Origin of the sequence: Thermaerobacter sp. PB12/4term (assembly GCF_003403315.2) — a bacterium.
Classification (GTDB): domain Bacteria; phylum Bacillota; class Sulfobacillia; order Thermaerobacterales; family Thermaerobacteraceae; genus Thermaerobacter.
This window is the reverse complement of the sequence record NZ_CP048407.1, coordinates 354,627-367,152: the sequence shown is the minus strand read 5'-3', so window position 1 is coordinate 367,152 and position 12,526 is coordinate 354,627. Positions and strand designations below refer to the sequence as shown.

Here is a 12,526-nt window from a genome sequence, read left to right as displayed (position 1 = left end):
GCCGCCTCCTCGTCTCCGCCCCCCGTCACCACGGACCCGGCGACGTCCTCGACGCCAGGCCCTCCGTCCGGCACGGGCGCCGGAAGGGTTCTCGGATTTCGGGAAGGGTCCTCGGGATTTCCGTTAGGTTTCCGTGGAGGCCGGTCGAATCCTGCGCTGCTGCAGCAGGCGCTGCATCTCTTCCGCGGAGAGGCGGCCCTCCTCGACGGCCTCCTTCAGCAGGCGCTGCATGTAGCCGCCGATGCGGCCGCTCTCCAGGGACGTCAGGGCACCCCAGCCCTCGGCCTCCACCTTCGGCCACAAGCCCAGTTCCTGCGCCGCCTGGACCTTGAACGGGTAGAGGGGGTCGTCCTCCGGGTTGGGCTGGGCCACGCGCCGGCCGCCCCGCCGCCCCACCCCGCCCCGGTGCCCCCGCTTGCGCCGGCGCCGGGAGGTGGCGGTGGGCGGCAGCTCGATGCCGGCCCAGGGCGAGGTCACGGCCGCCGGTTCCGCCGGAAAGGAAGTGGCCGCCTCCAGCCCCTCCCCCTGCGGGCTGCCGGCCGGGACGCCTGCAGCGGGGTGGCCTTCCGCCTTGGGCGCATCCTCAAGACCGGCGGCCGCGGCCGGGGCTTGGGGCGCCCGTATGGCCCCCTCCGGGGTGCCGGCCCGGCCGGCGGCCGCCCCCTGGGGCTCGGGGGCGGGCGCGCCGGCACCGCTGAGTTCTTGCGACGGCGCAGCATGACCTGCCGCGCCGCTTGCTTCGTCATCCGTCCAGCCCGCCGGGCGGCCGGCGGGTTCCGCAGGCTGCATCGGTTCCCACCTCCGGTGCCTTAGTTTGGCTCTGATGAGCGGCTGTAATCTGACCGTAACCGCCGCTGAGGCCATACGTCGCGGCCCGCGGCGGGCTGCGGGACGGGCTCTGACATGGCCGGCAGGGTCCTGGAATAGAGGTAAGGGGCAGGCGGCATGCGGGTCATTGGGCCGCCGGTGGGGGTGCGGCGCATGGCAGGTTCGTCCACCGGCCCAGGCCGCGGGTTGCGGGGGCCCCTGCCGGCCGGGCTCCTGGCGGGGCCGGGAGGCCGGGTCGTCCTGTGGGTCCTTCTGGCGGTGGCCGTGGTGGTGGGCGCTTCCCTCTGGTGGCGCGCCCGGTCGCTACCGGAAACCCTGCAGTGGGGCGAAAGGCCGCTGGTTCTGGTCTACCACACCCACGCGACGGAAGGGTTCCTGCCCGACCTGCCGGCCGGCCGCCGCCCGGACCGGGACATCCACCGCGACGCCTTCACCCGCGACGCCCAGCGCTCGGTACGGGCCCTGGGGCAGGCGGTGGCCCGGCGCCTGGCCGAGCGGGGCCTTGACGTCATCTGGTCGGGCACGGTGTATGACGCCGCCGGCCGCGACGATGCCTACGAGCGCGCCCGGGCGGGCCTTCAGGACCTGTTGCACCGGCATCCCACCCTGCGCATCGCCCTGGACATCCATCGCGACGCCGTCAGCACCCGGGTCCAGGTGGGCGGCCAGCCGGCCGCCGGCGTCTTGCTGGTGGTCGGAGCCGGCCACCCGGGCTGGCACCAGAACCTGGCCCTGGCCGAGGCACTGGCCGGCCGCCTGCGGCGCATCCACCCGCAGCTGGTGCGGGGCATCGCCCTCAAACCGTGGCACTACAACCAGGATCTTCTGCCGGGATCGTTGATCGTGGAGATCGGCGGCGCGGAAAACACTCTGGCCGAGTCGCTGCGCACGGCCCGCTGGGTGGCCGACGCCCTGGTCGAAGCATTGTCCATCCGGCCGGACGGGGCTCCCGCCCGGCCGACCCTCTTGCCGCCACCCGGGAGCGGCGCGCTGCTGGGGTACGGCCCGCCCGCCGGGCTGTAGCGCCACGGCCTCGAGCGCCGCGGCCTTGGGGCACCCGTTGCGGCATCCAGCGCAAGTCCCCCGCCCGTTGCCCATCCTTGGCTCCCCGCCGCCACCCCCCGCCTCCGGACGGGCAGGCCGGGGCCCGGGGTAGGCCCCGGGTATGTCCGGGCACCCTTTCGCCCCAGGTTATGGCCGGGGGATGTGGGATGACCGGTCATGCCCGCCCTGGCGCCGCCGGGGGCGGCGCCGGACCCGGGACGGGAGACCACCGGGCCCGACCGCGGAAGGCACCCGGGCCCGGTGGGAGGAACCTGTTGCCGCCTGTCGCCGCCTGGGCCCTGGTGGCCCTGGTGCTGGTGCAGGCCCTGCTGGCCGCCGGTCCGGCGCCGCTGGCCGGAGGGCCTGCCACCAAGCCGCCCCTGTCCGGGGCCCGGCCCGGCGCCCCGGGCACGGGAGATGAGGAGGGACCTGGCACCCGCGACGGCGCTGCCGGCCGGGGCCGGGTCGATACCGCCATCGCCCGGCGCTTCGCCCGGGAACCCCAGATCACCGTGTTCGACCATGCCGCCGGCGGGCCCCGGGCGATGCCGATGGAAGAGTACGTCGCCCACGTGGTGGCCGGCGAGGCCGTCCCCTCATGGGATGCCGACGCCCTGCGGGCCCAGGCGGTGGCCGCCCGGACCTACACCGTGTCCCTGCTGCTGGCGGGCGAGCAGTCGACGCCTCGCCGGCTGTACGGCACCGACACCTCCACCGACCCCGCCGAAGCGCAGGCCTTCAACCCGGTGGTCCCGCCCCCGGTGGCTGCGGCCGTCAAGGCCACCCGGGGGGAGATAGTGGTTTACGATGGCAAACCCATCGTTGCCCTGTTCAGCGCCTGTGCGGGTGACCGCACCGCCGGGCTGAGGGAATCCTTCCCGGGGGATGACCGGCAGGCGCCCTACCTGCGCCCCGTCCCCTCGCCCTGTGAGCGGGCGGCGCCCGATTTCATCCGGCGCTGGTCGGTGGCCTTGACGGCCGGCGAGCTGGCAGGGGTCGCCGGGGTGGCCCCCTCCCTGGTCCAGCAGGTCTCCATCGCCCGCCGCGGGCCCTCGGGGCGGGCGGTGCTGGTGCGCATCGGGCCGCGCCTGGTCCACGCCGCCACCCTGCGGCGGCAGATCGGGCCCAACCGGCTCAAGTCCACCTACTTGATCGAGATCGAGCCGCTGGAAGGCGGGGTGTGGATCTTCCGCGGCCGGGGCTGGGGTCATGGCGTGGGCCTGGACCAGTGGGGCGCCCAGGCCATGGCCCGGCAGGGGCGGGGTTACCGGGACATCCTGGCCCACTACTACCCAGGCACCGCCGTGGTGCAGCTGTACCGGTAAGGGATGCGGCTGGACCGGTTGGCAGCGCAGCTGTACCGGCAGGTCGTGCACCGGCACCGGCTGCGCCGCTACGCCCCAGCTGCACCGCGAACCCGGAGCCCGAAGGCCGGACCTGCCCACGATGCCGGCTCGCCGGCATCCCCGGCATCCGCGGAGCCACGCCGTCAGGACAGGATCAGCTCGAAGTGCGCCAGCCGGGAAAGGTAGGCGGCCACCACCAGGGGCCGGTTCAGGCGGAAGGCATGGGTGACCCACACCCGCGTCACCGGATCCTGCTCGATGACCTCCAGCACGTTGACGTAGGGGGAGTCGACCCGCTCGATGGCGGCGTAGGGAATGTCCAGGGGGCCTGCCGTGAGGGTCCCGGGGCCGCCGTGGGAGGCGCCGGGGGCGTCGGGCGATGTGTCCGGGGCCCCCTCGTCGGGATGGAAGAACAGGCTGTCCCGCCCCACCACTAGCCAGCCCCGGGCCAGGGAGCCATAGCCCCCGCCGGGGCGTTCCTGGAGGAGGGTGCAGCGGGCGGCATAATACGCCGGCCGGTCGGGTACCCCTTCGGGGAGCCGCTCCAGCAGCGGCCACTCCCCGGGCGGAACGGACAGGACGCGCCGCGCCGCCTCCCGGTCGGCCTGCCGGTTCGCCTCCCATTCCCGCTGCCGGCGCATGGCCTCCAGCCGTGGCCGCGCCCGCAAGAGCGAGCGGCCCAGCAGCACCAGCGCCGCCAGCACCGCGGCCGTGACGAGCAGCGTGGTCCAGCCCCCTGGCATGCCGGTCCCTCCTCTGGCCCTCGGTCCTGTGGCCCTGTCTTCCTGGGTCCTTCGGGCAAGCCGTGATCCGCGGAACCCGGGCCGTAGCGGCCGCAGCGGGGTCTGGGGCGCAGACGTCACGCCCAGCGGAACCGCAAGCGGTCCCGGAGGCCGCCGCCCGTTCTGCGGCTCTTGCCCTGACGCGGGCCGCCCGGCGCCCCGGCGGCCCGTGCCGTCCACCCCACGGGCCGCCCCGCCGCGCCCATTGTGCCATATTCCGCCGCCCTCCGCTCCTTCCCTGGCCGCCCGGTCCCTCCCTGGCGGCCCGGCCCAGGCAGCGGAGGCACAGCGCAGAGCCCGGGGGCGCCCGGAAGGTGGACCGGAGGTGGCAGGGCCGGAAGCCCGGTGCAGTTGTAGCACGACCGGATGCATTGGGATGCGGTCCTTCCCGCAGACGGCCCGGGACCGCTTCCCGGACCGGCCCCCTGCGGCGCGACCAGGGGAACGGCGCGGTGCAGGGCTCCCCCGCTGCCCGCTTGGCCGGGGGGCGTTCCTCCGCAATAATGGACGGGGCGCCACGGGTCGCGGCGGCGGCCGCCCTACCCGGCAGCCGGCCCAAGGCCGGCCTGCCCGGCAGCCCAGTCAAGCGGCCCAACCCCGCGGCCGAACCCGGCAGGAACCGGGGAAAGAACCAGGCAAGAATCGGGGACAGGCCGCGTAGGATGAACCAGCCCGTGGACAAGGCGGTGCCCCACCTCCGGGGGCCGCGCAGCCCTGAGCAAGGAGGGCAGGCCGTGGACTGGCTGACCCAGGTGGTGGAGCGCTGGGGCTACCTTGGCCTGGTGGCCGTGGTGGCCCTGGAGAACCTGTTCCCGCCGATTCCGTCGGAAGTGGTGATCCCCTTTGCCGGGTTCCTCACCAGCCTGGGCGTCCTCACCCTGCCGGGCGTCATCGCCGCCTCGACGGCGGGCTCGGTGCTGGGGGCCCTGGTCCTGTACGGGCTGGGCCGCGTCCTGGGACGCCGGCGCCTGGAGGCCCTGACCCGGCGCTACGGCCACTACCTGGGCGTGCATGTCGAACAGGTTGAAAAGGCGGAGGCGTGGTTTTCCCGCCACGGGCCCTGGGCGGTGCTGGCGGGGCGCGTGGTGCCCATCGTGCGCAGCCTGATCTCCATTCCGGCCGGGATCGCCGAGATGCCGGCGGCGGTCTTCGTGGTCTACACCGTCCTGGGCACGCTGGTGTGGAACACCGCCCTGGCCGCGGCAGGGGCGGCCCTGGGTGCGGCTTGGCCCCTGGTCCAGGAGTGGGTCCGGGTCTACCAGCACGTGCTGCTGGTGGTGATCCTGGCGGCCGCCGCCGTGGGCATCGGCTTGCGCCTGGCGGGATGGCCCCGGCGCTGAGCAGGTCCCGGTGCGGGCAGCCTGCTGGCCTGACGGCGCCCTGCCGAGCCTGGCGCAGCAGGTCACGCCAGGCGGGGGCACGCGGGCCGGATCGCCCCGAGCGGGAGCGACGCGGGACCGGATCACCCCGCGGGAGCGACGCCGGCCGGGCCGTCCCGGGCGGGGCGGCGGCCGGCCGGGCCACGGCAGGCGGCGCAGCAAGCAACGGCGAGGTGATGACCATGGGAACCGGCAGGCGGAAACAGCAGCTGCGCTGGGTATGGGTCGCCCTGGTGCTGACCCTGGTCGCCTCCTTCGTCCTGATGACGCTGGCGCCCGCCCTGACCGCGGCGTCCTCGGGCGCAGGCCCGTCCACCGGCGCGGGCGGTTCGGCCGCGCCAGCGGGTGCCGGTGCGCCCGCCGGCGCTGCGGGCTCACCGGAGGCCAGCCCGCAGGAGGCGCCCGCCCCCGGGAAAGCCGTGGTCGTCCTGGGGGCCGACCTGACGGAAGCCCAGCGCCAGGAGGTCCTGCGCCTCCTGGGCCTCGACCCCGCCACCTGGGACGGCGAGCCCCTGATCCTGACCCATCAGGAGGAAGTGGCCCTGGTGGGCGACTACGTGCCGCGGGAGCAGCTGGGCAGCCGGGCCATCTCGTCCGTCCGGGTCGAACCGGCGGAGCCGGGCAGCGGCATCCGGGTGGAGACGAAGCACATCACCTGGGTTGCGCCGGAGATGTACGCCGAGGCCCTGGCCACCGCCGGGGTGAAGGACGCCGTGGTCTACGTGGCGGCGCCCTTCGACGTCTCGGGTACGGCCGCCCTGGCGGGCATCTACAAGGCCTACGAGGTCTCCGCCGGCGAGAACCTGGACGCCGGGCGCAAGGACCTGGGCGCCCGGGAGATCGGCGTCATGGTGCGCATCGCCCAGGAGATCGGAAGCCCCGAGAAGGCCAGCCAGTTCCTGACCCTGCTCAAGGAGCGCATGGCCGAGCACCCGCCGACCAGCCGGGAGGAGATCCTGGCCCTGATTCGCGAGCTGGAACAGCAGCTGGGCATCCAGCTCAGCGACGCCCTCCGGGAAGAACTGGCCACCCTGGTGGAAAAGCTGCGGGACGCCGGCATCGACTGGCAGGCGGTGACGGCCCAGTTGCAGCAGGTGCGGGAGCAGGTGAACCGCTTCTTGGGCGAGGACACGCCCATCATCCGGGATTTCTTCAACCGCCTGTGGGACTGGGTCCTGGCGGCCGTGGACGCCGTCCGCAGCTGGTTCGGCCAGTGACCCGCGCGGGCGGAGAGGAAGCGCCGGGGGGCCGGCCGGCGACCCCGGGTCCGATCCGGGTTCCTTCGCCCGGGATCCATGGCCCGGGGCCTTTGCCCGGGGTCCCCTGCCCTTGGGGGCTTGGCCCCCTGTGCGGCGAGCGGTCATCCTGAGCGGGGAGCGTCCACCAGCCGGAAAGGAGCAAGGCGCGTTGCACGACGGCCCATCCCACGACGGCCCGATGCCCGGGGCACCGCTAGAGGACGGCGCGTTCTACGTCACCGTGAACGGGATCCGCCACTGGTGCAGGATCGCCGGCGCGGCGAAGGGCACGACACCGCTGGTGGTGATCCACGGCGGGCCCGGTGGCAACGTCTACAACTTCGAGCGCACCATCGGCCCTCTCCTTGAGGCCTTTGCGACGGTGATCTACTACGACCAGCGGGGCTGCGGCCGGTCGGACCGGCCGGCCAGCCCCGCCGGCTATTCCTTGTCGCTGCTGGTGTCGGACCTCGAAGGCCTGCGGGCCCGGCTGGGCCTGGACCGCTTCATCCCCCTCGGCTTCTCCTTCGGCGGGGAACTCGCTCTGGAGTATGCCCTGGCCCACCCCGGCCGCGTGGAGCGGATGATCCTCCAGGCCCCCACCTTCTGCGACCCGGTGCGGCTGGCATGGATCCAGCTGTACGGCTTCTACCACGTGGCGACGGGCGAACTGAAGGACCGGATCGCCCGGCTCCTTGCAGGGGACGATCCGGCCCCGGCCCGCCTGGAGCAGGCCTGGAACCTGGTGGACACGGAAACGGTGGACCGCTTCCTGTTCTTCGACCCCGCCGCCGCCCGGCTCAACCGCCGGCTGTGGGAGGAAAGCGGGCTCGTCAACACCGGCGACATGCAACGCGCCCTGGCCGCCCAGCCCCAGCCCCCCAGCCGGATGGAGGCGCTGTCCCGGATCCCGGTCCCCGCCCTGGTCATGGTGGGGCTGCACGACCGCAACGTCGGGGTCGACCTCTGCCGGGACATCAGTGCCAGGCTGCCTCAGGGCCGCCTGGTGATCTTCGAGCGCAGCGCCCACTTCCCCGACATCGAGGAGCCCGAGCGCTACGCGGCGGAGGTGCGGCGGTTCCTCGGATTCTAGCGCCCGTATCCGGGAGCCGCCCCGTACCTGGGAGCCCGGATGGACGGGAGGGCACGGGCCGGGGACCGGGTTCCGCCCGCGGTCCCTCGCCTGCTGTCCCTCTCCGGAGCGTTCTTCACCGGGCACCCGTCTCTGGCGTCCTTCTGGACGGAGGCCTTCATTCCCGCCTGGACGGGAGCTTCGGGATCAGCCAGCCCAGGAATGAGGCCTCCGACCGGGTCTGGATGTAGACGGCGCCGGGTCCGGTGAACTCGCAGGCCAGGCCTTCGCCGCTGGCGATGGAACTGAACCAGCCGCTCCCGGCCGCTCGCACCTGGAAGGCCATGCCGTCGGTGAAGGCGACCACGTGGCCGGTGTCGACCACATAGCGCTGGCCTGGTGCCAGCTCCTTGCGGTGCAGCGCCCCGTAGCTGTTGATGAAGAGGGGCCCGTGCCCCGCGACCCGCAGCAGGAAGAGCCCCCCGCTGCCGAAGAAGCCCCGGGCACCACCCCAGCGCGCGTCGACGGTCAGGGTCGTGGCCCCGGCCAGGAAGGCACCCGACTTGAGGTACACGACCTCGCCGGCCAGCTCCAGCACCGTGATGTCGCCGGGCAACGCGGGGGCCAGCATCACCTCACCCCGCGCCCCGTCCGCCCGGTACCGGCTGGTGAAGAAGGACTCCCCGCCCAGGAGGGAGCGGCTCAGGGCGCCCAGCAGCCCGCCCCGGGCCTCCGCCTGCAGGGATACGTTGCCGCTCATGGAGACCAGGGCCCCAGGCTCGGCCTGCAGTTCCTCTCCCGGCTCCAGCTCGACGATGGCCAGGGCGTAGCTGGGCTGGTGCAGGATCCGGTATTGCAAGGGCCGCCCCTCCCTCTGGAGAACCTTTCCACTCCATGGATTCGGCGAGCCGCCTCGGGGCCCCTGCCGCGAGGAAGGTAAGGTGAAGGGCCATGCCAAGGGACGCCGCCCCGGGCATGGCCCTTCACCACGCGGATCCTGTTGCACGGCGTGCCGCCGGCACGGTGCGCCGGACGCACGGTGCACTGGCACCACGGAATGCCAACCTTGCGGGAGCATGTGGGAATCGAACCCACCGGGGACGGTATCGCCGCCCCCCACTGGTTTTGAAGACCAGGGGCGACACCAGTCACCAGCTGCTCCCTCGACGGCGACCGCCGCCCCCATCCTAGCAATCGACATCCTCGGACAGCAAGGCAACACCAGGAAAGCGCACTAGCAGCACCAGGCGGCGACCGCCCATCCCGCGCTCAAGCAGCGCCAGGACACCACCGCCCATCCCGCGGTCCATCAGCGCCAGACGGCCACCGCCCATCCCCTGCCCGAGCGGCGGCCCGCGGCGACCGCGCCAGCCGCGTACAAGCAGCGTACAAGCAGGGGTACGCAGCGAGCGGCCTCCCCAGCGTACAAACGGCGGCTGGCGGCGACAGGCCATCCCGCGCACAAGACCCGGCCCCGCCCCGGTACACCGCACCGGTACCGCCGGCAGCCCACCCGGCGGCCCTTCACCCAGCGGGACCGCGGCCGGCGTCTCGCGGATGCACCACCAGAGCAGGTCGCGGTCCTCCTGACCCGGCCGCTCCACCGGTGCCACCATCCGCCCCAGCCCCTCGGCCCCACGGCTCGACCGTCCCCACCGGCCCCGCCCGGGCCTGCCTAGGCCGCCCCCAGCGCCTTCAGGGCCCGGCGCGGGTGCTCCTCGGGCTTGACGCCCCGGATCACCGCCAGCACCTTGCCCTCCTCGTCCAGGACGAAGGTGGTCCGCTCGATGCCCCAGTAGGTCCGGCCGTACATCCGCTTCTCCTTCCAGACCCCGTAGGCCTCGGCCACCTGGTGATCGGGGTCCGACAGGAGCGGAAAGGGCAAGCCGTACTTCTCCCGGAATTTAACGTGGGATTCCACCGGATCCGGGCTCACCCCCAGTACCACCGCGCCGGCTTCCTGCAGCTGCCCATAGTCGTCCCGGAAGCTGCAGGCTTCCCGCGTGCAGCCGGGTGTGTCGTCCTTGGGGTAGAAGTACAGCACCACCTTGCGGCCGCGGAAATCGGACAGCCGCACCGTCTCCCCGCGGTCGTTCACGGCGGTAAAGTCCGGCGCCTGCTCGCCCACCTTCACCATGGGCTTGTCCCTCCCCAGCACGTGGCTTTTGTTACCTCGGCACGCGGATTTTCTTAGTGCCGCCCAGGACGTTCCCCGCCTTTTGCCGAACCCATTCTATCGGACCCGTTCACCGCCCGCCGGCGGGAGCCGCTTTCCGAACCTGGCCGCCCAGGCCAGGCCGCAAGCCTCCGCAAGCCCCGCCACCGCTCTCCCTACACCACCTCGTCCTGCCACTCCGGCTCGTCCCCCCGCACCCAGCCGGGATGAACCGGAAGGGGCAGGTCCGGCACCAGCCGGCGCAGCGCATCCCCCTCGGGGTCGCCGGCCTGTTCCACCGCCGGGATCTGGCGGTCGATGAAGGCCAGGACGGCCTCCACGTCGAGCCCCAGGTAGCGGGGACGATAACGTTCCAGGTACCGGCGGGCCTTGGCCAGGTTGCGCCGCACGCCCCGGGGCGTTCCCCGGTCCCGCCGCACGAAGGCGGCGGCCAGGATGATGAGCCCGTGGTAGAAATCGCTGCGGGTGCGGTGCCAGGCCTCTTCCAGCACCTCGTGGCTCTCGAAGAACCGGCCGGCATGGTAGAGGCGGAGGAACTCGGCTAGGGCCGCCGGCACCAGGGCCCCCGGCGGGGTTCCCTCCGCCCCGCCCCCCTGCACCCGGCGGCCTGCCGGCCGCTTGCGGCCCACCACCACCAGGCGCCGGCTCTGGGCCGACAGGGCGGCTCCCGTCTCGTCATAGAACCCCGTGACCTCGAGCCCTGCCTGCTCGAACAGGGTCGCCAGCTCCGGCGGCGTGTACAGGCGGACGAAGAACTCCCCCCGCCGTACCTGCCCCGCCCGCCGGACGGTGCGCCGGGTGATCATCCGCCCCGTCACCGGATCCCAGCGGTGGGCGTCGATGAGGACGTCGTCCCCCCGTTCCACCACGTTGTAGGGGGCGAAACGGGCCAGCACGGCGTCCCGGAACACCGTCTCCAGGAGGAACCGGCCTCCCGGCCGCAGGGCCTGCGCCACCTGCCGCAGCACAGCCAGGTTCTCTTCGTCCGCAAAGTAGCCGAAGCTGGTGAACACGTTGAAGGCGGCATCGAACCGGTCCCGCCAGGGCAGCCGGCGCATGTCGCCCTGGACCCATTCCACCTCCACACCCTGGCGGGCCGCCTCCTCCCGCGCCCGGGCGAGGAACCCCGCGCTGCGGTCGAGCCCCGTCACCCGGGCACCCAGGGTGGCCAGGGGTACCGCCAGCCGGCCGTGGCCGCAGGCCAGGTCCAGCACCGCCTCTCCCGGCCGCAGGTCCAGCAGTGTCCAGACCAGGGCCACCTCCCGCTGGTTGCGCTCGGGAGTCAGGATGGGTTCATAGAAGTACAGATAGTCGTCGGGGTCGAACACCGCATCGTAGTCGAACCGCACGTCCCCGGCCCCGGTTCCGGCCACGGTCTTCCCTCCTCCCCATGGGCGCCGGGCAGGGTTTGGCACGGCAAACCTGCAACCCGGGCGCAGGGAATAGCTGTTCGCAAGTGGAAAGCTACTGCCAGGGTTCCGCCGCGGTCCGCGGCCGTGCCCCGGGCGGATCCCTGCTGGACCTAGGGCCGGCCTTCGCTGCACCCCGGCCGCGACCGCGCGGGTCTTCAGGGCCGGGGGGCGCGAGGTTGGCGCGGCGCGGGTTCTTCCCGATCCATTCCCCTGCGAACCGAGGTGGCCCATGCAACGCGTGCAAGAAGTGGCAGGACGGGTGCTGGCCAGCGTGGAGCGGGCCATCGTGGGCAAGCGGGCCGAGATCCGCTACCTTATGGCCGCGCTGCTGGCCAACCGCCACGTGCTGATCGAAGACGTGCCCGGCGTCGGCAAGACCACCATGGTCCGGGCCCTGGCCCGCTCCATTGATTGTACCTTCCGGCGCATCCAGTTCACACCGGACCTGCTGCCCTCGGACATCACGGGCCTGGCCGTGTACGATCCGGCCACGCGCCAGTTCACCTTCCGGCCCGGGCCCATCCACAGCCAGGTGGTCCTGGCCGACGAGATCAACCGCACGTCGCCCAAGACCCAGTCGGCCCTGCTGGAGGCCATGGAGGAGGGCCAGGTGACGGTGGACGGGCAGACCTACCCCCTGCCCCGGCCCTTCTTCGTCCTGGCCACCCAGAACCCCATCGAGTACGAGGGTACCTTCCCCCTGCCGGAATCCCAGCTGGACCGGTTCGGGCTGCGCATTCGCCTGGGTTACCCGCACCCCGCGGAAGAACGGGCCATCCTGGACCTCCACCACGGCGGCCGCCCCGTGGACGGCCTGGAGCCGGTGACCACGGCGGAGGAGATCCTGGAACTGCAGCAGCTGGTCACCCAGGTCCACGTGGACGACAGCGTCAAGGACTACCTGGTGCGGATCATCCAGGCCACCCGGGTCCACAGCGCCGTCTATTTGGGCGCCAGCCCCCGGGCCAGCCTGAGCCTGTACCGCCTGAGCCAGGCGCTGGCCGCCATCGACGGCCGGTGCTTCGTCCTGCCCGATGACGTCAAGGAGCTGGCTCCGCTGGTGCTGGCCCACCGGCTGGTGCTGCAGCCGGAGGCGCGGTGGCAGGACACCGATCCCGAGGCCGTGGTGCGGGAGGTGCTGGAGCACGTGCCGGCACCTGTGGAACGCCGGGTGGAACAACGGAGGGAGCGCCGGATCGGCGGGCTGCTGGGCCGGCTCTAGAAGGCTGTGGAAGGCGAGCCATGGGAG

At 73.0% G+C, this 12,526-nt stretch carries 11 protein-coding genes and 1 tRNA gene; 6 read left to right on the top strand and 6 right to left on the bottom strand.

The features are described 5' to 3' along the window. Positions 1-123 precede the first annotated feature (123 nt). Positions 124-789: a small, acid-soluble spore protein, alpha/beta type gene (locus DYI95_RS12890; protein ID WP_116901143.1), complete on the bottom strand. Its 666-nt coding sequence runs from the start codon at positions 787-789 to the stop codon at positions 124-126. 156 nt (positions 790-945) lie between these two features. On the opposite strand from DYI95_RS12890, the gene spoIIP reads away from it, so the two are divergent. Together spoIIP and DYI95_RS01540 are read left to right on the top strand one after the other, a co-directional pair. Beyond that, complete coding sequence (gene spoIIP / locus DYI95_RS01545; RefSeq protein ID WP_116901144.1) at positions 946-1,851, top strand: stage II sporulation protein P; 906 nt, start codon at positions 946-948, stop codon at positions 1,849-1,851. 296 nt (positions 1,852-2,147) lie between these two features. After that, positions 2,148-3,197, top strand: a complete 1,050-nt coding sequence (locus tag DYI95_RS01540; RefSeq protein WP_116901145.1) for a SpoIID/LytB domain-containing protein — start codon at positions 2,148-2,150, stop codon at positions 3,195-3,197. Positions 3,198-3,361: 164 nt separating this feature from the next. Here the strand turns inward: DYI95_RS01540 and DYI95_RS01535 are convergent, their stop codons facing one another. Beyond that, complete coding sequence (locus DYI95_RS01535; RefSeq protein WP_116901146.1) at positions 3,362-3,961, bottom strand: hypothetical protein; 600 nt, start codon at positions 3,959-3,961, stop codon at positions 3,362-3,364. A gap of 773 nt (positions 3,962-4,734) precedes the next feature. On the opposite strand from DYI95_RS01535, the gene DYI95_RS01530 reads away from it, so the two are divergent. The 3 genes from DYI95_RS01530 to DYI95_RS01520 all read left to right on the top strand — a co-directional run bounded on the left by DYI95_RS01530 (position 4,735) and on the right by DYI95_RS01520 (position 7,710). After that, entirely contained in the window at positions 4,735-5,340 is a 606-nt protein-coding gene (locus DYI95_RS01530; RefSeq protein ID WP_006904493.1) for a DedA family protein, read from the top strand. A 221-nt stretch (positions 5,341-5,561) separates the two neighbouring features. Further along, positions 5,562-6,596, top strand: a complete 1,035-nt coding sequence (locus DYI95_RS01525; protein WP_116901282.1) for a DUF1002 domain-containing protein — start codon at positions 5,562-5,564, stop codon at positions 6,594-6,596. A gap of 190 nt (positions 6,597-6,786) precedes the next feature. Next, positions 6,787-7,710: an alpha/beta fold hydrolase gene (locus tag DYI95_RS01520; protein ID WP_203530675.1), complete on the top strand. Its 924-nt coding sequence runs from the start codon at positions 6,787-6,789 to the stop codon at positions 7,708-7,710. A 157-nt stretch (positions 7,711-7,867) separates the two neighbouring features. Here the strand turns inward: DYI95_RS01520 and DYI95_RS01515 are convergent, their stop codons facing one another. The 4 genes from DYI95_RS01515 to DYI95_RS01500 form a co-directional block, all read right to left on the bottom strand. Further along, entirely contained in the window at positions 7,868-8,548 is a 681-nt protein-coding gene (locus DYI95_RS01515; RefSeq protein WP_116901147.1) for a TIGR00266 family protein, read from the bottom strand. Positions 8,549-8,758: 210 nt separating this feature from the next. Beyond that, positions 8,759-8,852: transfer RNA gene (locus tag DYI95_RS01510), tRNA-Sec, on the bottom strand. 512 nt (positions 8,853-9,364) lie between these two features. After that, positions 9,365-9,826 carry a thioredoxin-dependent thiol peroxidase gene (gene bcp / locus DYI95_RS01505; RefSeq protein WP_116901148.1) on the bottom strand — a complete coding sequence of 154 codons (462 nt, stop codon included), beginning with the start codon at positions 9,824-9,826 and terminating at the stop codon, positions 9,365-9,367. Positions 9,827-10,020: 194 nt separating this feature from the next. After that, a complete protein-coding gene (locus DYI95_RS01500; protein WP_116901149.1) occupies positions 10,021-11,238 on the bottom strand; it encodes a DUF309 domain-containing protein in 1,218 nt (405 codons plus the stop codon). Between the two features lie 268 nt (positions 11,239-11,506). On the opposite strand from DYI95_RS01500, the gene DYI95_RS01495 reads away from it, so the two are divergent. After that, positions 11,507-12,499 (top strand): MoxR family ATPase, encoded by a 993-nt coding sequence (locus DYI95_RS01495; protein WP_116901150.1) that lies wholly within the window; start codon positions 11,507-11,509, stop codon positions 12,497-12,499. Positions 12,500-12,526: the final 27 nt, after the last annotated feature.

Coding starts and splice junctions, on each gene's coding strand:
- DYI95_RS12890 (WP_116901143.1), bottom strand. CDS start 789: ATGCAGCCTGCGGAACCCGCCGGCCGCCCGGCGGGCTGGACGGATGAC.
- spoIIP (WP_116901144.1), top strand. CDS start 946: ATGCGGGTCATTGGGCCGCCGGTGGGGGTGCGGCGCATGGCAGGTTCG.
- DYI95_RS01535 (WP_116901146.1), bottom strand. CDS start 3,961: ATGCCAGGGGGCTGGACCACGCTGCTCGTCACGGCCGCGGTGCTGGCG.
- DYI95_RS01525 (WP_116901282.1), top strand. CDS start 5,562: ATGGGAACCGGCAGGCGGAAACAGCAGCTGCGCTGGGTATGGGTCGCC.
- bcp (WP_116901148.1), bottom strand. CDS start 9,826: ATGGTGAAGGTGGGCGAGCAGGCGCCGGACTTTACCGCCGTGAACGAC.
- DYI95_RS01495 (WP_116901150.1), top strand. CDS start 11,507: ATGCAACGCGTGCAAGAAGTGGCAGGACGGGTGCTGGCCAGCGTGGAG.